Consider the following 22,674-nt stretch of genomic DNA (forward strand, 5'->3'; position numbering starts at 1 on the left):
TTGTGAACGCTCAGGCCCTTTCAGATCAGCTGATCAAGGGCGGTCTCGACACCGTGACCCACGGCACCGACACCCATGTGGTGCTGGTCGACCTGCGCCCCAAAGGCGTTAAGGGCAACGCGACCGAGAAAGCATTGGGTCGTGCGCATATCACCTGCAACAAGAACGGCGTTCCGTTTGACCCCGAGAAACCAACTATCACCAGCGGCATCCGCCTTGGTTCTCCTGCTGGCACGACACGAGGTTTTGGAGAAGTCGAGTTCCGTCAAATCGCAGATTGGATCATCGAAGTTGTCGATGGTCTGGCCGCCAATGGCGAAGAAGGCAATGCCGCAGTCGAGGCAAAAGTCAAAGCCGAAGTCGCTGAGCTTTGCGCCAAGTTTCCGATCTATCCGAACCTCTGAAAAGTCCGGACTTTGGTCATTAAAGCGGCGTCCTTCGGGCGCCGCTTTGCTATATACATTGACGTGCACGTGAGAAATCAGTGGTGACTGATGCATCCAGTGTCGTTGGCAAAATCTGCTGGGTGCACATCAGATAAACAGATGCGGGCAATACAAGCCTCAACCGCCTCAAAAATATTGTTCTCGGAGGTGTGACGTCTGATCTGGGTTTTAGCCGACCGGAGGCTTTCTTCATGAGCCTCGCACTTGCGCGATCGCGCCTGAATTGCGAATCAGATCAAGCCGCGCGACCTGAGGATAAAGATCGACACGGCGGTCAAAACCAGCAAGCCCAAAGCAAGCGACCCCAGAAAGCTTAGAAACCACCCCCAGCGCCGGTCAGCAAGGTTGATAGCATTCAGATGGCTTTGCACATCCTCCGATGCCTGCTCGAGTTTGGGTGTATCCAGCAATAGCCGTAGCTTTGGATGAACTGCCATCTTCTCGGCCTGCGCAAGCACCAGTGCCTGCTTATAGACCTTACGCGGCAATCTACGTCTCGCGCGGCGAACCGATGCTGTCAGGGTTTTGTCCCGCACACCAAGCTTTTTACGCAGCAGTAAGATGGTCTGCGCGATTTGGCTCTGTATATCGAATTCCTGCGACATTCACGTCTCCTGACGGGGCAATCTAACCGCGCTCAATGCTGACGACAATGGGGCTGGTTGTTCCATGTGGTGGCAGGTATCACATAGCCATGTTGAACACGATCATCCATGGTGACCCGACCGACCAACCTCCTTTGTTGATTGCGCATGGCCTATATGGCTCGGCGCGAAACTGGGGTGTGATTGCGCGGCGCTTGTCAGACGAGCGGCAGGTGATCGCAGCCGATATGCGCAATCATGCCTACAGCTTTTGGAATGATCAGCATGGATACTCCGAATTGGCGCAGGATTTGGCCGAAGTGATCGACAGCATAGGCGGTGCCGCAGATGTCGTCGGGCATTCTATGGGCGGAAAGGCCGCAATGGTGCTAGCCCTAAAGCACGGAAACAAGGTTCGCAAACTGGTGGTCGCCGACATTGCACCGGTTTCCTACGGACATAGCCAGATCAAATACATTGAAGCGATGCGCGCTGTTGATATGTCACATGTTGAACGACGATCTGATGCTGAATCGCAGCTGGCGGATCAGGGAGTTGAAAAAGCACTTCAGAGCTTCTTCACGCAATCTCTGGATGTCGAGAACAAGAAATGGCGTTTGAATCTTGATGTTCTGGCTCATGAAATGCCCAAAATTATGGGTTTTCCAGAGGTGTCTGGCAATTGGGATGGTCCGACTCTTTTTCTTTCTGGTGCCGCATCGGATTATGTCTTGCCCGAATATCGCGACCAAATCCGTCAGATGTTTCCCGCTGCACGCTTTGCCAAAATTCCCGGCGCAGGCCATTGGCTGCACGCCGAGAAACCTCGTGAATTCGAAGCGGCCGTCAGAACCTTTCTGAACGCGTGATCATGCACCTTGATAGAGACGCTTGGCCACGAGCCATGACGCGGGTGCGGCAACAACAGCACCTGCAGCTGCCGCGGAAATGATCGCCACCGAACTGACCATCCCGGCGGCCAGAACGGCGATTACAGCACTACCTGCAATTGCGGTAGCGATCAGAGAATAAAGCATGGCTGCAAGGCGTATCATGGCCAGTCGTCCTGTCTTTTGGTTCCTGTCCAAGTCATTACACCCCTAGTACATTCGTGGCTTTGATTTGGGTCAGAATTCGTCGCTACATTCCGCGATCCATCGGACCGATGGTTTCTCCGCCACCCTCAACCCAATCTGAGTAGCCACCCAAATTGTAGACATGAGAAAATCCCATATCCTTAAGCAGTTTTCCTGCCAGCGCTGCCCGGCCTCCTGACGCGCAATGCAGGATGATCACCCTGTCCTTGCGCAATTCAGGATCATGAGACGGCAAATCTGGATCAGCCCGAAATTCCAACATTCCGCGTGGGATATGGTGCGAACCAACGGCGCGACCGGTACGTTCCAGTTCTGGTGCGTCGCGAATATCCAAAAGTAATGCCCCCTGTCCCAGCAATTCCTGCGCCTTGCTGGCACCAATACGCTCAACCGCGGCGTTCGCTGCTTGCATCATGTCCTTGACCGTCAGTGCCATCTTCGTCTCTCCTGCTCGTTGATCCGCTAAAGGCTAACATGCAGAAAATTGAAGGTGTAGAGGTTCAGGCAATCAATGTTCCCTGAAGGCACGTGACATACTGTCGACAACCGGTTTGGCGATATAAGCGGCAAATGTGCGCTCTTCGGTTTGGATCATGATCTCGGCAGGCATTCCGGGCGTGGGAACAAACCCTCGTACGCGGCTCATCTCATCGGCGGTCAACGAGATGCGCGCCAGATACACCTCTTGCGGCATGCCAGCAGAATCTTCGACAAGCGAGTCGGCCGATACGTAGAACACCTCACCTTCCAGAACAGGCGTCGTACGCTGGTTGAGGGCCACGAGCCGTACCGTCGCAGTCTGGCCAGTTATGACGCTGTCGATCTCGGTTCTCGGGATTTGCGCTTCGATAATCAACGGCGCGTCAGCGGGTAAGATCTCGGCGATCTGTTCGCCTGTTTCGATAACGCCACCGGGCGTGTGATGGTGTAACCTTACGACGGTTCCTGTGACCGGCGCCCGCACCACAGCACGGTCAAGAACACTGCGGGCCTGGCGCGCCTTTTCGCGCACACTTTCCAGATCGGCTTCGATAACGCCCAATTCGTCCAGAGCGGCCTCACGATAGGCTGATCGTGTCCGCAGAATCTGTTCTTCGTATTTCAACAACATCTGATTGACCTCGGCAGTCTCTGCCCGCAGGCGTGCCAATTGACCCTCAGCCTCGGCCTGTACCCGGCGGATCGTGTTCAGATCGCCCTTGCGCACAAGCCCTTTCTCAAACAGTGAAAGTTTGGTGTCATATTCTTCCTTCAATATGTCCGAGCGGCGCTCCATACTGGTCAACTGCGCCTCAAACCCCGAGGCACGGATTTTCAATGCCTCCATGTTCCGCTGAAGCAGGGCGATGTCGTTCAGTAAAGTCTTGCGCGAAACATCAAAGCTGAGTTTCTGATTGTCGAGGATCGTCATGACCTCAACGTCGTCTGACGCATCAATCAGCGCTGGCGAAAACACCAGGTTTTCCTGTTCGCTGTGCTCGGCCAGAAGCCGCTCAGTCATCGCTTGAAGGCGGATCTTGCGGATGAACAACTCGCGCTCATTTGCCTCGGCCGAGGTCTGGTCCAATGTCATCATGATCTGTCCGGCCTGAACGGATTCTCCTTCCGCGACCAGAATGTTCTCGATGATCCCACCTTCCAGGTGCTGCACGATTTTATTACGACCGGTGGCGACAAAGCTGCCTTGCGCGATGACCGCAGCCGCCAGAGGTGCGCGGAATGACCAGACGCCGAAGCCACCAAAACAGATGATCAGCATGGCTAACCCAATCACTATGAACTTGGTGATCGAGCGCGGAACCTCGGCATACCAAAGCCCGGATTCGTCGGTGCGTGCCACTTCGTTCATCGCTTAATCCCCCTTGCCCTGAATTTCGGGTGGTTGCTGGCGCGGCCCGTTGAGCTTTTCCAGCACCTGTTCGCGTTGCCCGAACAGCGCCACACGTCCGTCAGTCAGCAGCATGATCTTGTCGACCACATTCAGTAGTGTTGGTTTTTGTGTGATGACGACCACGGTGATCTTGCTTTCCTTGGCCTGTTCAATCGCCCGTGCCAGCGCCTTGTCGCCCGCCACATCGAGGTTCGAGTTCGGTTCATCCAGAACAACCAGTCGCGGGTTTCCGAAGAAAGCCCGTGCCAAAGCGATACGTTGCTTTTGCCCGCCAGAAAGGGGCGAACCGTCTGCGGCCACCACGGTTTCATAACCTTGTGGCAGCGTCGCGATCATGTTGTGTACGTCTGCCAGAACGGCGGCATCGTGGATCTGCTCATCTGTGGCGTCCGCACGCATCCGGCCGATGTTGTCCTTGATGGTACCTGGGAACAGCTGCACGTCCTGCGGAAGATAGCCAATATTCTCGCCAAACTGGCGTGGATCCCAATTGCGGATATCCATCAGATCCAACCGGACGCTTCCCGAGGTCGGAAGAATCGAACCCACCAGCGTTTTGCCCAGCGTAGTTTTCCCCGCGCCTGAATTCCCGATGACTGCCAAAGTTTCCCCGGGGTTCAGTGCAAAGGTAATCCCGTTTAGAACGACACTCTTGGTTCCACCCGGGACATAGAGCAGACGCTCTACATCCAGCCGTCCCTCGGGCCGCGGCAGGCGTAATTTTTCGTATTGCAGAGCCGAACTCGACAGCAGAGCCTTGATCCGGCCAAAAGCACCTCGCGTCAGCAGGAATGTATTCCAGCCCTCAATCGATCCCTCAATCGGAGCGAAGGCCCGGCCCGCGATGATCGAAGCGGCGATTACCATTCCTCCGGTGATCTCTCCCTGCAGGGCCAAAAAGGCGCCCCACCCCAAAATGCTGATTTGTGTCAGCAAGCGAACGGCACGGGAAATAGCAGCGAAGATGACATTGCGGTCCTGCGCTTTGACCTGCCAGGTCAGCGATTGTGCGGTGTCACGACCCCAGATGCGCACCGCCTCGGGGATCATCGCTAACGCGTTGATGATCTGACTGTTGCGCGACATCGAATCCAAATGCTGGTTGGCCAAAGATTGCGCCTGATTGGCCTTGGCAAAGGGCTTGGCCGTCATCTTCTGGTTGATCAGCGCGATCACCATCAGGATAAGAGCCGTCGTCACGACAATCATCCCCAATTGCGGGTGGACCAGAAAGATCATCAGGATGAAGAGCGGCGCAAACGGAACATCGAGAAACGAAATCAATGTGCCAGAAACCAGAAAGCCCCGCACCTGCTGCAGATCACCCAAGGTCTGATATTCACGTCCATTACCATGCAGAGAAGCGTGTGCAGCGGCACTCAAAACCGGAGCACCAAGACGCGCGGCCACTTCAACCGCCGTGCGCATCAACATGAATCGCCTAACCGCATCAAAGGCTGATTGAAAAATGACCGCCCCGGCGACGATAGCGGTCAGCATGATAAGCGTATCCAGCGACCGGCTGGTCAGAACTCGGTCACTGATTTGAAACAGGTAAATTGGGATCGCAAGGATCAGAACATTAGTTGCGCAAGTCAGAACCAGCACGAAAGCCAGATTACGCCAAATCGCCCGCAGCGATGTGCGCAGCGTCTTCTGGAAATCTTCGGGCGGGGTGCGTTTGTGAAAAGTTTGGGGTGGCCCTTTCCCGTCGCCGCCTCCCGTTTCCAGGCGCATCAACGGTTCATTTGCCTTAGCCTCGATCGTGGTGCCCATGCGATTTTTGCCGTCCGACGGCACAGAGGGGGTCATGCGCGCAGTCGATTGATCGGCGGCGTCACGATCAGGGGCTTCCGCATCGGCCACCCCAGCGTCGCCACCCACAGGATCCTTGTCTTTTTTGGGCCGCGACCGCGTGCGCCGAAGGGGAGAGCCAGCGCACGATTTTGAATTTGCATTCTGCTGCTCTGCCTCTGCTTCTGCCTGCGTCGGTCTGTATGTTTGTTGCGCCGCACGTGGCAATTCTTCTGGATCATTGGGGTGCGTCGCAGGTTCTGCAGCTGCCGTTCCAACGCAAGGCTCAGGCATCCGCATTTCAGGGGTCAACCGTAATCGTGCCTCTGTTTTCGACAAAGAATTCCCGTTTGACTTGGCCACGCGATCACGGGTTTTGAGGGTCAGCGGACCCCCTCCTCCGTGCCTGTCCAATGGGCTAGCAAATCGGGTGCGGCGCGACGAAAAAACGATCGACATAAACTAACCTTCCGGTCACTCGTAAATCAGGGAAAATCAGGCCAGCATGGTTTGCAGGCCATCAGAGGAATTTGCCATTTCGCTGGGCGTGAGGTCATTGCCGTTTGGAGCGATGTCGCCTTGGTGTCCGGGCATCCCCGCCTCTGCCATAATCGCGGCAATGGCTTCGTTAGTCATTTCCGAGACTTCCTCATTGGTCGGCATGTCAATCAGGCTCGCCTGATGCAGCAGCAGGTCCGAAAATGCACCGTCCTGCGCCATCACGACTGAATCCACGCCAGCCTTGGTGATGTTCGCCGCGTTCAACATCGCACTACTGCCAGCTATTACTTGAGTCTCATCAGCGTGTTGGCCATGCAGGTGAACGTCATCCTGATCAGCGAGGACCGTCGATTGTTCGGTCACATTGACCTGAACCAGAGAACCATCCACTTTGAGTACCCGCATCTGTTCCATGCCGGCGAACATCGGATCGTTCATCAGCGCTTCTTCCAGCGCGGCCATGTCGTCTTCACCAAAGGCCATTGCTTCGGCCATTGAACTATGCATCTCCTGATGCGTGTCTTCGCCTTCTTTCTTCAGAGAAACCTCGTTCATGACCAGGTTCTCATCCGATCCTTCGATGGGCCCAGGCAGTCCACCCATAACCACATCGTCATCCATCAACACATGGGTCTGGATGAACGCATCGACCGTAATCATGTCGCCTTCGATCATGATCAGATCATAATAGCTGCCAAGCTGGAGGATATTTGTGACATCCACCATCTCATTGTCGCCCAGTGCATAGAGCGTCGTCGTCGCGTTGATCTCGGTATCAATGTGATCGATATCTGTCGCATCAATGTTCTGCTTCACAAAATTAGCGACGATCAGGTCAGTGGTGATCCAATCAACATGTATGAATGCCGGAGCGTCGTCGTTTGCCCCCTGCATCAACCAAGGGGCTGAATTACCTTCTACTTCGATCGTCGATGAGTGCACAACATTGGTGCCCGATCCGCCATTCGTGCCTACATCCATATCCGACACAACAGCAACTTGGCTGATCATGGCCAACTCGATCGATTTACCACCCACCGCGATGTAGGGCGCGTCGACCCACGCTACAGTTGCGTTCACTTCGTTGATCGCCAGATTGCCGCCTGCAATCACCGTGTGGCCATCGGCAAATTCGGAATCCTCATCCTGATCCCATTCCGCGGGCATCGCATCAGGCGTTTCGTCCTCTTCCTCTTCGTCGGGCCTGTGATGCTCTGGCAATAGGTCATCCCAAACCGGGGCTTCGTCCACATACTCACCATTGACGATTACACCCATCGCGTCTTCGCCGTGGAACTGATAAACAACTGCGCCTTCAACTTCGATATTGATCGGTGCGAGCATCTCTGCGGCCAATGTCTCCACATATTCGATAGACAGATAGTCGGAGATCGAGAATGAAGGCACAGCAAACCCATGCATCGAGGCCGCAACCTGCGCTGCTGCTTCTGCCTGGGCGATAAGTTGGTCGACGTCGCGAAAATCCCCTTCGCCAACGACATCATTGTCGCGTAGAAAAATGTTCTGGAATGTATAGGTTACTGCCGAGCCGATAAGTTCGGTCACAATTTCAAGCTTCTGTTCGATTATGAACGTTGCGCCAATGCCGGTGGTCGTCTCAGGCAACGGTGGACCGTCAGTGAGTGGTGGCTCTAGTGTGATGGCCGTTTGAATGTCCGGTCCCTCAACCAGTGGTGGAAGTTCAGGAGTGGCCGGGGGGGTGTTGAACCCATAGGGTAGCGGGCCAAATTTGCCCGGGTCTAATTCAAGATCTGCTTTGACCCGGATTTTTGCGGGCTCTTCCAGTTCGTCGAGTTCCGCCTTGCGTCTGACGGCGGTGAACTCTTCGTACTGATCCCTCAGCCGGGCTTTTTCAATCGTGAGATCAAAAGTTCCAATAAAGTGTGCAATCTTTTCGGTAACACTATCGAATGACATTTCGATGATCCCTTACCCCCTTACCTGCATAAATTTCCGGTTCGGGATTTACTGGGCCAAGGCCACATCGTGTGGCCCCGGCGATTTCATTTAACGGGGGCCGAGAATGCGGCTCCCGAAAGGTTGGTCTTACACGTCGGTGTCGTCGCTTGCGTAGGACGATGTCATCGAACCACCAACCATGGTCGTATCGACCGAGTTACCAAGCACGTTGGCACCCATGACGATCGATTGGTTGAAGGCCGATGTATCGACTACTGCAGCTGCTGATGCGTAGGACTCACCGTTGACGATACCATCGCCACCGTTGTTCGAGCCCCACATTCCGCCGTCACCACCAGCACCACCGGCACCTGAATATGCGCCGGAAGCTTCGCCACCGGTGTTCATCGCACCCGTGGTTGCACCGCCAGTCGACGAGCCCATGACGTCACCACTGGTTCCGCCATTCGACGCCGCTGCACCGCCTGCACCACCGGCGCCGGACGTTGCGGTACCGGTTGCGTCACCCGAAGCCGACGAGTCTGCATCATTGTCAGATGACGCGTCACCACCGTATCCGGCAATCGCTTCGGCAAGGCTTTCTGCATAACCGTCATTGGCTGCATCGGACCACGCTTCGGAATCGCCACCGTTTCCGGCTTCGTTGGTTGCGTCAGCAGAACCTGCGCCGCTTGCCGCCGAGCTTGACTCGGGGTTGGCTGTTCCGCCTGCACCACCAGTACCTTCGGCGGTTGCCATACCATCACCGCTGGCGTCCGCAGATCCATTGGTTGTGTTGGTTCCACCGTTACCACCGGAACCATCAACGTCCTGATCGTTATCAGCCGAGCCGTCGATGTCACCGGGTGACTGCGTGATTACCGGACCAGCGGCATCTTGGTCACCAACGCCTTGCGCTGCCGCATCTGTGTCTACGTAACCGCCACCTGCGCCCCCGGTTCCTGTACCACCAGTACCTGTACCACCAGTACCTGTACCACCAGTACCCGTACCACCGGTACCCGTACCGCCAGTACCCGTACCACCGGTACCAGCACCACCAGTACCACCGTCACCGCCGGTACCGTTCGAGTTACCAGCTGCAGCTTCTTCTTCACCGTCTGGATCTTCCTCTTCGACAAGGAGTACCGGGAATGGGAAGGCTTCTTCTACAGAGCCCGAATCTCCACCGGTACCGTCACCACCGTTGGCGTCGCCACCAGTGCCGGAACCGCCTGTGCCTTCGCCACCAGAGCCTTCGCCACCAGAACCTTCACCACCTGAGCCTTCACCACCTGATCCTTCGCCGCCAGAACCGCTACCGCCATCGGCATCGTTCAGGCCAAGTGCACCCGCACCCGCCAGACCCAGACCGATATTACCACCAGAGGAAGATTCGTTAGCTTCGTTGGTTCCTTCGCTGGAGTTGTCAGCCGAACCGTCATTTTCAGCGTCACCATCTCCACCATCAGCATCTCCGGTTGACGAGTCATTGCCTGCTAGGCCGAGACCGGCAGCCAGCGCGCCTGAGGCGTTATCACCACCATCTGCATCGCCATCAGCGTTCGATCCGGACAGAGCAAGGCCAAGACCAAGACCAAACGATTCAGCGTTACCACCGTCGCCACCGGTCGAGTCGCTGTCTGCGCTTGCTTCACCGTAGTTATCCGCATTGGACTCGCTATCGGCGTCACCGCCATCACCACCAGTGCTGTCACCGCTGGAGTGTGCACCGGAAAGACCAAGACCAAGGCTTGCGTTATAGGCATCACCCGAAGATGCGCCATCACCACCGGTCGCTGAACTATCAGCACTTCCAGAATGACCACCGAGTGCAAACGAATGGCTGCCGCTGGTGTCGCCATCGGCATCACCTCCATAGCTCTCTCCGCCATCACCCGAGTCGCCACCATCGTTATTTACGTCGATACCGTCTTCCGCGTAGGCCTCACCTCCATGAGCGTTGCCACTTTGGCTAAAGTCACCTGAATTTGATACCGATGCGTTACCTAGTGAGTCGTTATCCTCTAGGCTCGCGTACTGGCTGTTGATGGATGCGAAGTCGTTTCCTGGGCCATCTTGTGAGATATCAATGTTGATATCATCACCGGGATCATAGTCCAGGTCGTCACCAGCGGTGATTACGTCGCCTACATCACCATCAATATCTTCGATATCGACATCTACTTTGTCGTCATCGCGCGGAATCCACTCGCCGCCACCGAAGTCGATGTTCACTTCGTTGTGGTTCGAGTTGTCATTGTTGTTGTTGTCTTCTCCACCGTTGGTGTTTTGCTGGTTCTGATTTTGGTTTTGGCGCTGATCCTGATCGTTGTCATTATCATTTCTTGAACGTTGTGATTGATCTTGGTCCTGTGAGTCAGAATTGTTCGCAGAATTATCAACATCTTGCTCTTGTTGCTGTTGTTGAGCGTTGATGTCCGCTTCGATATTTGCTTCGTCTACCGCGATATCAGTATCAAAATCGGCGTCCAGATCGTCGATTTGGACTTCATCAACTGTTGTTACGGTTGTCGTTTGATTAGGCTGGCGTCTCATAATAAATTCCACTTTTACGGAAGCACCCGACCGCCATTCATCTACAAAGCGGTTACTGGCGCGGTTAAAACAAACGTCGCGCACAGAGCGTCAAACTGGACACTCGCGCGGCAGTGATCGTCTTCTGTTTGGTTTGCCCCCCTTTCTCGGCTTAGCCGATTCCGTGACCACGGGGGTCTCGCCAAAATACGCGAATCCATGGGCACGTCAGGTTCAAGTGCGCTTTACAAATCAAAGCACCATCATGGTTGCAGTCATGAGCGGGCATGCATAGCTGGTCGAAAGCATTAGTTTCTTTAACTGCTTATTATTAATGCGCTTTATTGGGAAAATTGCCCCTTCCATCGCCAAATCGAAGGGGAAACAATCTCGGCAGATCGAACATTATTATTAATGAAGCCATTTCATCAGGTTAGGCAATCTGGAGTGAAGTTGAACCTGATCAAAGGTTCTAGATATGCGGCTCCTAAGTACTGCCTCTGGTTGCTGAAACCCGTACTTTCAGGTATGATGAAATGTAATTTGAATAAAAAAATTTTCTCACGTCGCTTAACCCTGTGCCCGCATTTTTTGGCTTCAGAAGGTGACGTTTTTACTAGTGGGGGAAGATCAGTGAGTTATTCCTTACAAGACCATGCCCGTAGTCAGATCGAATATCCCGAAGAGCTTTCGATCATATTTATCGGTAAAGAACTGTTCTATTCGGACCAAACCCTAAGAAGTGTTCAAACTGAATTCGGTGTTGGTGCAGAGCGTTTTGATCACCTGGAAGACGTGCTGGCCAAAAGTAGTGTCGCGAGTTCCGCCGAACGAATAATCGTGGTGGATCAGATGATGCTGGATGAGCTGCTGGCTCGACCCGCCGATTATGCAAAAATTGCCGAAAACGGCTGCCTTGCCTTCGCCTATCGCAAGAAAGGCCCCGCTCGGATATTGTTCGAACACTGGGACCGCACGAGTTTTGGCAACATCGGATATCTGCCGATGAACGTCGCTCCGGATGTGTGGCGGGCGATATTGCGGCTTCTCATGCATGAGGAACTACACCTACCTTGTTTTCTGGCCGACAGTATGGCGGCATCGCCAGGCGCAGCGGACGTACCAATCGAAAAACAGCCTGCGACCAGAACTCGGTCACCCGACAAACTACTGCAATACGCAAAGCTTACACGCCGGGAAAAACAAGTTTTGAGGCTTGTTTCCAAAGGCCAAAGCAACAAAACGATTGCGACCAGGCTGGGCATTACTGAACATACAGTCAAACTGCATATGCATAATGTTTCGGGCAAAATCGATGTGAGCAACCGGACCGAGGCCGCTCATTTCTATTTCGAGGTCGCGCCGAACGAAGCGCGTAGCGCAGCCGTTGGATGAGGCTTTCGAAACCCGATTTGACCGGCTCATCCTGCTGGTGGGTCGCCTCAATTACATGTGGACAAATACCGAAAGCCTTCTGATCCATCTCATTGCTGGGCTAACCGAGGCCAACAAAGATGTAGCAGTGATCATTTTCCTGACTTTGAACACGACGCGAGCCCGCATCGATCTGGTCGAGCGTCTTGCGAAGATGGAAGGTCGCGCACCTGAAATCCGTGATCCGATCCTTGAACACACCCAGCGATTGTCTCGCTTGTCCTCCATCCGGAATAAGTACAACCACTGCATTTACTCCTTTGATCAGGAAAGCGGAAATCCCAAGACCATCCTGATGAGAATCGCTGATCGCAAAACTGATATTAAATTAGGGCGGGAAGATACGGTGGATGACAAAGCGATGAAAGAAATCGAGGATGTCGTCTCTCAGCTTTCGGACGCGAACAAAGACATCTGGAAACTGATATCCCGGCTGGGTTTCCCGGTCTGAAGCTCAACTGGTGCGGGCGGTGGGACTCGAACCCACACGGCGCTAAGGCCTTCGGATTTTAAGTCCGATATGTCTACCATTCCATCACGCCCGCATATCACCTGAGCGATAAATTCAAACCACACTGATGATCTAGGCAATCTCTTACAAGCAACCAAAACGATTGAAAAGATACTCAATGGATTGATCCATAAATTCGAATGTCGGTGCGATCAAAATTCAGGACCGGACGTGTCAAGGAAACGCTTTACTTGACAGGGTTCGGGCAATTCGTTCACGTCTGCGCATAAACCGGTCAGGGAGCGAAGAATGAAGATAATCAGCAACCCGTTTCGAAACGGATCCAAGCTTGCAGATCAGGCCCCCTACCCGTCAGTCGAAACCGTTCGACTGGGGCGGCACCGTTCGTTCTGCCCGGATTTTGAGCCAACGCCCTTGGTTGATGCATCAGCGATTGCACCGGTCGCAAGCCTCTGGGTCAAAGATGAACGGCCCCGCATGAGTCTGGGATCGTTCAAGGCCCTGGGCGCTGCTTATGTTATTGCCTGTCAGGCGAACGAGGCTTCGGACAAACCAGGCAGCGACACCCTCAAAGGGCGTACATATGTCACGGCAAGCGCGGGCAATCACGGGATGAGTATGGCCGCCGGTGCTCGTGTCTTCGGGGCCGATGCGGTGGTATACATCGCGGAAACCGTTCCCGAGAGCTTTGCCGAACGTCTGCGCGCGCAAAACGCACAGGTGGTTCGGGCCGGTGCGGACTACGCAGCAAGCATGGAGGCCGCCAACCTTGCCGCGCAAGAAAATGGATGGACCCTGCTCTCGGATAGTTCTTGGGACGGGTACACCGAACTCCCACATCTTTTGATGGAAGGGTATCTACAAATGGCTGTCGAAGCAGCCGAGCAATGCCCCGAAGCGCCCACCCATATTCTGCTGCAGGCCGGTGTCGGAGGCATGGCTGGCGCTGTCGCCGCCTATGCACGCGTGGTTTGGGGTGACGAACCACAGATCATTGTTGTGGAGCCGACGTCCGCCCCTGCGCTTCAGGCCAGCATCGAGGCCGGGCACCGCGTTTTTGCAGATGGGCCAGACAGCATCATGGGTCGGTTGGATTGCAAAGAACCGTCGCTTATTGCGTTGAATGGGCTTGCGCGGGATGCTGATGCATTTCTGACCATCAGCGACACTGACGTAGCAGCCCTATTGCCTGTCATGGCAGAGGCAGGGTTGGAAACCAGTGCCTCGGGAGGCGCTGGAATTGCTGCTGTCTTGAACGACGCCAGCCGCACCGGTTTGGAAATTGGCCCTGATGCCAAGGTGCTATGCATGTTGACCGAGCAGCCGGCATGACTGGATTCGCTCCGGCAGAGTTCGAGGCTCGGGTTGCGCGCGCTCAAACGCGGATGCAGCGGTTAGGTCTTGCAGCCCTTTTGCTGACAACGGAGCCCGAACTACGATACTTCACCGGCTATCTCACTCGGTTCTGGGAAAGCCCGACCCGACCCTGGTTTCTGATTGTACCGGCCTCCGGCAAACCGGTTGCAGTAATTCCCTCCATTGGTGCCGCGCTCATGGCGCAGACTTGGATTGATGACATTCGCACCTGGAGCGCACCCGACCTAATAGATGACGGGGTATCCTTGTTGGCGGATACGCTGAGCGAATTGACGGCCGAGGGCGATGAAATCGGCTGCCCCGATGGGCATGAGACACATCTGCGCATGCCTCTGGCCGATTTAAGACGCCTTCAATCAGCTATAGGAACGCGCAAAATTGTCGGGGACCATGGCATCCTAAGGGGGCTGCGCATGGTGAAATCTGATGCCGAAGTCGCCAAGATCCGAGCTGCCTGTCAAATCAGCGCGCGCGCGTTTGCACGGGTGCCGGAAATTGCCTCGGCCGGCACACCGCTGGATCAGGTTTTTCGACGTTTTCAGATGCTTTGCCTTGAGGAAGGCGCGGACTGGGTCCCCTATCTGGCCGGCGGTGCCGAACAAGGCGGGTACATAGACGTGATCTCCCCTGCCAGTCAAACGCCACTTAGGTCGGGTGATGTTCTGATGCTGGATACAGGCCTCGTACGCGATGGATATTTCTGTGATTATGATCGCAACTGGTCGGTCGGTCCGGCAAGCGCGCCGGTTCGTGCGGCGCATTCGCGGCTGATCGAAGCATCGGACGCCGCCTTTGAACAAGCTCGTCCCGGTGCCACCGCGTCGCAATTGTTTCACACCATGAATACAATCTTGACTGACGGAGGTGTTGGTACGGATGCTGGTCGACTGGGCCACGGGTTGGGGATGTCACTGACTGAATGGCCCTCGCTTATCCCTGATGACCATACAGAATTGGAGGCCGGGATGGTGTTAACTCTGGAGCCAGGCATCGCCGTGAACGATAAGATCCTCGTTCATGAAGAAAACATCCTGATCACCGATGGCGCGCCCGAATTCCTAAGCCCGCGTATCGGACCGGAGATCCCTGAGCTATGAGCACCTTGCCCTATATCCTAGATGCGGATGATCCCTCAGCGGTGCCAATGGGCCTGATCGTGCTACAGACGGATGAGACAATCGAGCCTGAGTTTCGTACACTTTTCGCGAATGACAAAAGCCCGCTCTATGTCAGCCGCATCCCCAGCGGGAATGAGGTTAACACTGATACTCTGGCGCAGATGGAAACCGACCTGTCAGCAGCGGCCGATTTGCTGCCCAAGGCACGGCGTTATCGGGTTGTGGGATATGGCTGTACGTCCGCCAGCTCAGTTATCGGTTCGGATCAGGTTGAGAAAATGGTCAAGCAGACCTGTGATGTTCAAACGGTAACGAACCCTTTGCGCGCAGCGACAGCTTGCGCCGAGGATCGAGGGGTATCGAAGTTTGCGCTGCTTTCCCCCTACATCGAAGAAGTGAACACCCCGCTGCGTCGCGCATTTGCGGATCAGGGAATCACAATGGATGTATTCGGCACTTTTGGCGAGGCAGAAGAGGCCAAGGTGGTGCGTATATCAACCGAATCTGTGGTCGAAGCCGCGGTCCGTCTGGGCAATGATTCAAACGTCGATGCGGTGTTCTTGAGCTGCACGAACCTGCGAACCCTTGCTGCGATTCCCCTGATCGAAAAGGTGATCCGCAAACCGGTTCTTTCAAGCAATCAAAGCTTGGCCTGGCATATGAAGAAGCTGAACATGTCGCAAAACTAGGCAAAAGCGGCGTTATCAGTAATCCATTTGCTTTACGGGCTTGCGACCATTTGTTAGCCTCGGGTTTAATACACGAGAAGATCAATGAAATCCGGACCAACCGGATAGTCAATTGACGCAACAGGGGGTCTTGTGACCGACACAAATAGCGACGCTGCGTTTGTCGAATTTCAACGCGTGCAAAAGTCTTATGACGGCGAGAATCTCGTCGTTAAAGATCTCAACCTGGCACTGCCAAAGGGCGAATTCCTGACTATGCTCGGGCCGTCCGGTTCAGGCAAAACAACCTGCTTGATGATGCTTGCCGGATTCGAAACCGCCACACATGGCGAAATTCTTCTGGATGGGAAACCTATCAACAACATTCCGCCGCACAAACGCGGTATCGGGATGGTGTTCCAGAACTATGCTTTGTTTCCGCACATGACCGTAGCCGAGAACCTCTCGTTCCCGCTTGAGGTTCGCAAGCTTGGCAAGTCTGAACGGGAAGAGAAAGTTAAACGGGCTCTGGATATGGTCCAGATGGGCGCCTTTGGCGGCCGCCGTCCAGCGCAGCTTTCTGGTGGTCAGCAACAGCGGATCGCCCTGGCCCGAGCACTGGTGTTCGAGCCCGAATTGGTTCTGATGGATGAACCGCTGGGTGCGCTTGACAAGCAACTGCGTGAGCATATGCAGTTCGAAATTACCCGTCTGGCGCATGAGTTGGGTATCACAACCGTTTACGTGACCCATGACCAGACCGAAGCCCTGACCATGTCCGACCGCGTGGCGGTATTCGACGATGGCCGCATTCAACAGCTGGCGCCACCGGATCAACTATACGAAGAGCCTGAAAACAGCTTCGTTGCACAATTTATCGGTGAAAACAACACGCTAGAAGGCGTTGTTAAATCGATAGACGGTGACACTTGTCTTGTGCAGTTGGATGACGGATCGGAAATCGATGCTGTTCCGATCAACGTACATAATCCGGGTGAACGGACCAAGGTCTCGATTCGGCCCGAACGTGTGGAATTCAACAAAGACCGACTGCATGCAGACGCACATACGCTAAAGGCCACAGTCAAAGAGTTCATCTATATGGGTGACGTGTTCCGCTTCCGCATGTCGGTGGCCGGGAATGACGAGTTCATCGTCAAGACGCGCAACGCCCCCGATGCCGTTCGCCTGCAGCCCGGCCAAGAGATCGATATCGGCTGGTTGGCCAAGGATTGTCGTGCGCTCGACGCATAGACCAAACCGCGCGGCACAAGCGCGGTTTCACCGAGGGACCGGCTGGCGAAAACCCGTGCGTCAGCTGACACTATGATAAACGGGAAGTACTGGGAGTAACACATGAAACCAACCAAAACACTGCTGACCGCAGCGGCGCTGGCGACAGCGGCTGGCGGGGTGTCTGCTGAAGAGATGACAATCGTTTCTTGGGGCGGAGCCTATTCCAAATCGCAGCTGAAGGCTTATCACGAGCCCTATTCGGAAAAAACCGGCGTCACCATCCTGAACGATGACAGTTCAGCCGAAGCGGTTGCCAAACTGCGCGCGATGAACGAAGCGGGCAACATCACCTGGGACGTAGTTGACGTTGTTGCGGCAGATGCGATCCGTCTGTGCGACGAAGGTCTGGCATTGGAAATCGACCCTGACACCATGCTGGCCCCTGCCCCCGATGGCACTTCTGCGGCGGATGACTTTGGTGACCTGCTGGTCAGCGACTGCTTCATCCCTCAGATCGTCTATTCGACCACCTTCGGCTACCGTACCGATCTGGTTGGTGACACTCCGCCGACTGACGTCTGTGCAGTATTCGATACTGAAACCTATCCGGGTAAGCGCTCGCTTGAAAAGCGCGCCATCAACAACATGGAATGGGCCCTGATCTGTGACGGCGTCGCCAAAGATGATGTTTATGACGTGCTGGCGACGTCTGAAGGACAGGATCAGGCGCTGGCCAAGCTGGCAACGATCAAAGACGATGTTGTCTGGTGGTCTGCTGGTGCGGACACACCGCAACTTCTGGCTGATGGCGAAATCGTCATGGGTTCGACCTATAACGGTCGTCTGTTCAGCGTGATCGAAGAGCAAAAGCAGCCCGTCGCCATGCTGTGGGACGCGCAAATCTTTGACCTAGACGGCTGGATCATCCCGGCAGGTCTGAGTGAAGAACGTCAGCAGCGCGCACTGGACTACATCATGTTCGCGACCGACACCCAGCGTCTGGCAGATCAGGCCAAGTACATCTCGTACGGTCCGGCCCGCGCTTCGTCGGCTCCGCTGGTGGGTCAGCACGCCGAACTGGGCATCGACATGGCACCGCATATGCCGACCGATCCGGAAAACGCCAAGAACACGTTCCTGTATAACTACGAGTTCTGGGCGGACTACCGCGACGATATCGAAGCCAAGTTCCAGGCATGGCTGGCGCAATAAGCGCTTGATTTTATGATACAGTCTGGGGCGGTGCGCCGCCCCAAACCCAAGCAGAACCAAGGGGCAAATATGACCGACGCAAGCCAAAACGCGGGGCCGATGCTGGCAGCGGATGGGACGCCGCTCAAGCAATCACTGGCACGTTCACTGCGGCGACAGAAATTGCGGGCGCTGATGCTCATTGCTCCGCTGCTGCTATTCGTCATATTCTCGTTCATCGTGCCCATAGCATCGATGCTGTTTCGGTCTGTGGAGAACAGCATCGTTCAGGAAACGCTGCCGTTGACGGTCGAAGCATTGCAGAACTGGGATGAATTCAGTGGCGAAACGCCCGACGAAACCGTCTATGACGCCTTCGTGCGCGATATGGTCGTGGCCGTCGACAACAAAACCCATACCCGCCTGGGCTCGCGTTTGAACTACGAAGAAACCGGTATGTCCTCGTTGTTCCGCCGTTCAGGGCGCAAGCTTGGCAAGCTGGACCCCGAGACCGATGGCCCGTTCAAAGAACAACTGATCGAGATTCATGAGGGTTGGGGTGAGCCGCAAACCTGGGCGGTCATCAAGACCCATTCGCCAGCTGTAACTAACGGTTATTTCCTTAACGCGGTCGATATGCGTCGCACTCCTGAAGGAGCGCAGTCGCAACCTGAGGACAAACAAATCCTGATCAAACTGTTCGGCAGAACCCTGTTCATGTCACTGATCATAACCGGAGCCTGTATCCTGCTGGCCTACCCGGTTAGCTATTTGCTGGCGACGCTTCCGATGCGGGTTTCAAACATGCTGATGATCCTTGTCCTGCTCCCCTTTTGGACTTCGCTGCTGGTACGGACATCAGCCTGGAAGGTGATGCTGCAGCAACAAGGCGTGATCAACGAAACGCTAGTCTGGCTTGGACTGGTGGCTGATGACGCGCGACTAGTGATCATCAACAATCAATTCGGCACGATAATTGCGATGACGCATATCCTGCTGCCGTTCATGATCCTGCCAATGTATTCGGTGATGCAGACCATTCCGCCCTATTATACCCGTGCTGCAAAATCCATGGGCGCAACCAACTGGACGACCTTCTGGCGCATCTATTTCCCGCAATCCATTCCGGGCATCGGCGCGGGCTCGATCCTCGTGTTCATTCTGGCTATTGGCTACTATATCACACCCGAAATCGTCGGCGGCACCAAGGGTGTCTTCATTTCGAACCGGATCGCTTACCACATCTCGTCCTCGCTGAACTGGGGATTGGCAGCGGCATTGGGGACGATCCTTCTGGCGGTCGTTATGCTGCTCTACTGGTGCTACGACAAGATCGTCGGCATTGATAACGTGAAACTGGGATAATCGACATGGCCGCACTTACTCCGATATCCCGCAAACCACTTTCAATGGTCCTACCCAGCGTCGCGCTGGCTGGAGCCTTCGCCGGTATCTTTGTCGGCGCGGGCAATGGGTCGATACTGCTCGGCATAATAGGTGGGGCTGCTCTGATCGCAGCCGTGGCCTGGATCTACATCACTGTCCTCAAGAATGAAAAATTGGCCCGCTGGATTAACATTCTGGGCTTTGGCATTATCGGTTTTCTGTTCTCTGGCGCGATGGGTGGCGTTCTTGGCCTGCTGGGCGGATGGTTCTTCGTCTGGTTTATCTATTGGCTGTACGAAGGCCGTTATCGTCAGAAATTGTTGCCGTACCTGACCCCGAAACAAGTGTTCTATCACTACCTGTTCCGGGTGATCTGCGGTGCGATTTTTGTCTTCCTGATCACCCCGATTCTTGTGGTGCTGCCGCTGTCGTTCAACGCGCAGGACTTCTTTACCTTCACGCCCGAGATGCTGCGTCTGGACCCTGAAGGGTATTCGCTGAAGCATTATCGCGACTTCTTTACCAACAATGAATGGCAGCGCAGCTTCAAGAACTCGCTGATCATCGCCCCGATTGCGACAATCATCTCGGTCTCGCTAGGTACGTTGGCAGCCATCGGCCTCAGCCAGAGCCATGTTCCCGGCCGGCGCGCCATCATGGGCATTCTAATCTCTCCCATGATCGTGCCGCTGATCATCTCGGCCACCGGCATGTTCTTCTTTTACAGCGATATCGGTCGCTTCATGGAGGGCACGCTAGGCATGAACAAGAATTTCGTTGGCTATGTGAAAGTTATCCTTGCCCACGCCGTTCTGGGAATTCCATTCGTGATTATCACCGTGACCGCGACGCTGGTCGGTTTCGACCGTTCACTGACACGGGCGGCGGCGAATATGGGCGCGGGTCCGGTGCGGACGTTCTTCAAGATCCAGATGCCCTTGATCCTGCCGGGTGTAATATCGGGTGGACTGTTCGCCTTCATCACATCGTTTGACGAGGTGGTTGTGGTGCTGTTCGTCGGCTCGGCCAGCCAGAAGACCCTGCCGTGGCAGATGTTCACCGGCCTGCGTGAACAGATCAGCCCGACCATTCTGGCGGTGGCGACAATCCTTGTTGTGATTTCCATCGCGCTGTTGACCACAGTTGAATTGCTGCGCCGCCGGTCCGAGCGTCTGCGGGGGCTTTCCCCGTCTTGACGCAGGCCCGCGCGTGATCTAACGATTCACCCGTTCATCCCAGCCGCGATGGCGTCGCGGACACACTGGGATGATCGGCTCTCGGAACCCGAGACCGCCTGTCCTGAACGCCGGGACAAGTGGCCGGGTTTGCCGCCCGGCAAAGATGAGAGACCTTGTGATGACAGACATAACAAAACGCCCCGAATTCTTCACCTGCCACAATGGCGACAAGGCGCCCCTGCCGTTCAGCAAAGGTGAATATGACCGCCGCCTTGGCAAACTGCGCGCCATCATGGCCAAGCATGACATCCCCGCAGTCCTGCTGACCTCGATGCAGAACATCGCCTATTATTCTGGCTTTCTATATTGTTCCTTTGGTCGCCCTTACGGCTGCGTGGTGACGCAAGACGCCTGCACCACCGTCTCGGCCAATATCGATGCGGGCCAGCCGTGGCGGCGCTCGGTCGAAGACAATGTCATCTATACCGACTGGAAGCGCGACAATTACTGGCGCGCCGTGGCCAGCCTGATCGGCGGGGCCAAACGAATTGGGATTGAAGGCGACCACATGACTTTGGCGGCGCGCAACACGGCGCTGGACATGCTGGGTCAGCCCGAACTGATCGACATCGCACCTGACACAATGTTCGCCCGCATGGTGAAATCCGTAGAAGAGATCGAGTTGATCAAAGGCGGCGCACGTACCGCTGACGTCGGCGGGGCTGCCATCCATGCGGCCATCCGCGAAGGCGCAACCGAGATTGAAATCGCCATGGCCGGTCGCGATGCGATGGAAGAGGAAATCGCCCGCGCCTACCCCGACGCAGAATACCGCGACACATGGGTTTGGTTCCAGTCGGCGCTTAACACCGATGGTGCCCATAACCCGGTGACCAAACGCGCGCTGCAAAAGGGCGATATCCTGTCGCTGAACACCTTCCCGATGATCTCGGGCTATTACACCGCGCTGGAGCGCACCCTGTTCCTGGGCGAACCCGATGCAGACAGCCTGCGCCTGTGGAAAGCCAACGTCGCGGCACATGAGCTGGGCCTGAGCCTGATCAAACCCGGTGCTACATGCTCAGGCATCACCGCCGAGATCAACCGTTTCTTTGCCGATGAAGGCCTGCTGCAATACCGCTCATTCGGGTACGGCCATTCCTTCGGCATCCTCAGCCACTATTACGGTCGCGAGGCTGGTCTGGAACTGCGCGAAGATATCGACACGGTGCTGGAACCCGGCATGGTCGTCTCGATCGAGCCGATGCTGTGGATCCCTGAGGGCCAGCCGGGCGCGGGTGGGTATCGTGAGCACGATATCCTCGTGGTCGGTGAGGACGGGGCCGAAAACATCACCGGTTTCCCCTACGGCCCCGGCCACAACATCATCGGCGCGTAAGGAAACAGGTGGGGATCTATCGTAGCCCCATTCTACTCGCAATCCAGTTAATTCGCACAATCGCTCAGAGCGCATAGTCCGCTCTGAGCCCAGAGCTACGGATGGTGTATTGGAAAGCCCATCACGTAGTAGACTGGCAAAACAAACGATAAAAAATGAGCAAATGTTGCCAAAGGGTGTTCAATCGCAACGCGCAACGTCGATTTTTCCAAGTGGAACATCTTTACCGTATCAGCTCGATATCGCGGAGAAAATGCCAACAAAACTCCGTACGTTCCAAGCATCGACAAGGCGACAACGGCAAAGCTTTGATCCTGTGTCATAGTGAGGCCCTGAATTTTGTTTGAACAATTTTTGCGCAAAGTTTGCTCATATTTCAAGGTCAGCAAAGTCCGCGTTGCGGACATTCAATCCATTAGGTTCCTTCAACTTTTTGGAAAGCCT

The 22,674-nt window shown here is 55.2% G+C and carries 19 protein-coding genes, 1 tRNA gene and 1 pseudogene; 12 read left to right on the plus strand and 9 right to left on the minus strand.

Going from position 1 to position 22,674, the window contains the following annotated elements; all coding sequences use genetic code 11:
- Positions 1–404, plus strand: a pseudogene (glyA, locus tag G7G_RS23240) (serine hydroxymethyltransferase); the annotation flags it as partial.
- A gap of 272 nt (positions 405–676) precedes the next feature.
- On the opposite strand, the gene G7G_RS0116510 reads toward glyA, so the two are convergent.
- Positions 677–1,051, minus strand: coding sequence for a hypothetical protein (locus G7G_RS0116510; RefSeq protein WP_010442552.1), 375 nt, complete (start codon positions 1,049–1,051; stop codon positions 677–679).
- 89 nt (positions 1,052–1,140) lie between these two features.
- Between G7G_RS0116510 and G7G_RS0116515 the strand changes: the two genes are divergently transcribed.
- Entirely contained in the window at positions 1,141–1,899 is a 759-nt protein-coding gene (locus G7G_RS0116515; protein ID WP_010442553.1) for an alpha/beta fold hydrolase, read from the plus strand.
- Here G7G_RS0116515 and G7G_RS0116520 read toward each other — a convergent pair whose 3' ends face one another.
- The 6 genes from G7G_RS0116520 to G7G_RS0116545 form a co-directional block, all read right to left on the minus strand.
- A complete protein-coding gene (locus G7G_RS0116520) occupies positions 1,900–2,085 on the minus strand; it encodes a hypothetical protein (RefSeq protein WP_010442554.1) in 186 nt (61 codons plus the stop codon). It abuts the gene before it with no gap.
- Positions 2,086–2,170: 85 nt separating this feature from the next.
- Positions 2,171–2,563, minus strand: a complete 393-nt coding sequence (locus tag G7G_RS0116525) for a rhodanese-like domain-containing protein (protein WP_010442555.1) — start codon at positions 2,561–2,563, stop codon at positions 2,171–2,173.
- A 72-nt stretch (positions 2,564–2,635) separates the two neighbouring features.
- A complete protein-coding gene (locus tag G7G_RS0116530) occupies positions 2,636–3,976 on the minus strand; it encodes an HlyD family type I secretion periplasmic adaptor subunit (RefSeq protein WP_010442556.1) in 1,341 nt (446 codons plus the stop codon).
- A 3-nt stretch (positions 3,977–3,979) separates the two neighbouring features.
- The gene (locus G7G_RS0116535) at positions 3,980–6,271 is read right to left on the minus strand and encodes a type I secretion system permease/ATPase (RefSeq protein WP_010442557.1); all 2,292 of its coding nucleotides are present in this window, start codon (positions 6,269–6,271) and stop codon (positions 3,980–3,982) included.
- 36 nt (positions 6,272–6,307) lie between these two features.
- Complete coding sequence (locus G7G_RS0116540; protein WP_010442558.1) at positions 6,308–8,251, minus strand: hypothetical protein; 1,944 nt, start codon at positions 8,249–8,251, stop codon at positions 6,308–6,310.
- A gap of 129 nt (positions 8,252–8,380) precedes the next feature.
- Positions 8,381–10,792, minus strand: coding sequence for a hypothetical protein (locus G7G_RS0116545; protein WP_010442559.1), 2,412 nt, complete (start codon positions 10,790–10,792; stop codon positions 8,381–8,383).
- Between the two features lie 432 nt (positions 10,793–11,224).
- On the opposite strand from G7G_RS0116545, the gene G7G_RS23735 reads away from it, so the two are divergent.
- Positions 11,225–12,166: a helix-turn-helix transcriptional regulator gene (locus G7G_RS23735; protein ID WP_158005279.1), complete on the plus strand. Its 942-nt coding sequence runs from the start codon at positions 11,225–11,227 to the stop codon at positions 12,164–12,166.
- 37 nt (positions 12,167–12,203) lie between these two features.
- Complete coding sequence (locus G7G_RS0116555) at positions 12,204–12,656, plus strand: hypothetical protein (protein WP_238528824.1); 453 nt, start codon at positions 12,204–12,206, stop codon at positions 12,654–12,656.
- A gap of 8 nt (positions 12,657–12,664) precedes the next feature.
- Here the strand turns inward: G7G_RS0116555 and G7G_RS0116560 are convergent.
- Positions 12,665–12,750, minus strand: a tRNA-Leu gene (locus G7G_RS0116560).
- Positions 12,751–12,965: 215 nt separating this feature from the next.
- On the opposite strand from G7G_RS0116560, the gene G7G_RS0116565 reads away from it, so the two are divergent.
- The 8 genes from G7G_RS0116565 (at position 12,966) to G7G_RS0116600 (ending at position 22,230) form a co-directional block, all read left to right on the plus strand.
- The gene (locus tag G7G_RS0116565; RefSeq protein ID WP_010442562.1) at positions 12,966–14,009 is read left to right on the plus strand and encodes a pyridoxal-phosphate dependent enzyme; all 1,044 of its coding nucleotides are present in this window, start codon (positions 12,966–12,968) and stop codon (positions 14,007–14,009) included.
- A complete protein-coding gene (locus G7G_RS0116570) occupies positions 14,006–15,151 on the plus strand; it encodes a M24 family metallopeptidase (RefSeq protein ID WP_010442563.1) in 1,146 nt (381 codons plus the stop codon). The genes G7G_RS0116565 and G7G_RS0116570 overlap by 4 nt, the downstream gene beginning before the upstream one ends.
- On the plus strand, positions 15,148–15,861 hold the full coding sequence (locus G7G_RS0116575) for a maleate cis-trans isomerase family protein (RefSeq protein ID WP_010442564.1): 714 nt from the start codon (positions 15,148–15,150) through the stop codon (positions 15,859–15,861). Before G7G_RS0116570 ends, G7G_RS0116575 begins: the two co-directional genes overlap by 4 nt.
- 132 nt (positions 15,862–15,993) lie before the next feature.
- Positions 15,994–17,094, plus strand: coding sequence for an ABC transporter ATP-binding protein (locus G7G_RS0116580; RefSeq protein WP_010442565.1), 1,101 nt, complete (start codon positions 15,994–15,996; stop codon positions 17,092–17,094).
- Positions 17,095–17,196: 102 nt separating this feature from the next.
- Positions 17,197–18,288: an extracellular solute-binding protein gene (locus G7G_RS0116585; RefSeq protein ID WP_010442566.1), complete on the plus strand. Its 1,092-nt coding sequence runs from the start codon at positions 17,197–17,199 to the stop codon at positions 18,286–18,288.
- A 69-nt stretch (positions 18,289–18,357) separates the two neighbouring features.
- A complete protein-coding gene (locus G7G_RS0116590; protein ID WP_029622103.1) occupies positions 18,358–19,632 on the plus strand; it encodes an ABC transporter permease in 1,275 nt (424 codons plus the stop codon).
- Positions 19,633–19,637: 5 nt separating this feature from the next.
- Positions 19,638–20,849: an ABC transporter permease gene (locus tag G7G_RS0116595; protein WP_010442568.1), complete on the plus strand. Its 1,212-nt coding sequence runs from the start codon at positions 19,638–19,640 to the stop codon at positions 20,847–20,849.
- A gap of 160 nt (positions 20,850–21,009) precedes the next feature.
- Complete coding sequence (locus G7G_RS0116600) at positions 21,010–22,230, plus strand: aminopeptidase P family protein (protein ID WP_010442569.1); 1,221 nt, start codon at positions 21,010–21,012, stop codon at positions 22,228–22,230.
- Positions 22,231–22,325: 95 nt separating this feature from the next.
- Here G7G_RS0116600 and G7G_RS24720 read toward each other — a convergent pair whose 3' ends face one another.
- Positions 22,326–22,637: a hypothetical protein gene (locus G7G_RS24720; RefSeq protein ID WP_010442570.1), complete on the minus strand. Its 312-nt coding sequence runs from the start codon at positions 22,635–22,637 to the stop codon at positions 22,326–22,328.
- Positions 22,638–22,674 lie beyond the last annotated feature (37 nt).

Source organism: Ruegeria conchae, assembly GCF_000192475.1.
GTDB classification, from domain to species: Bacteria; Pseudomonadota; Alphaproteobacteria; order Rhodobacterales; family Rhodobacteraceae; genus Ruegeria; species Ruegeria conchae.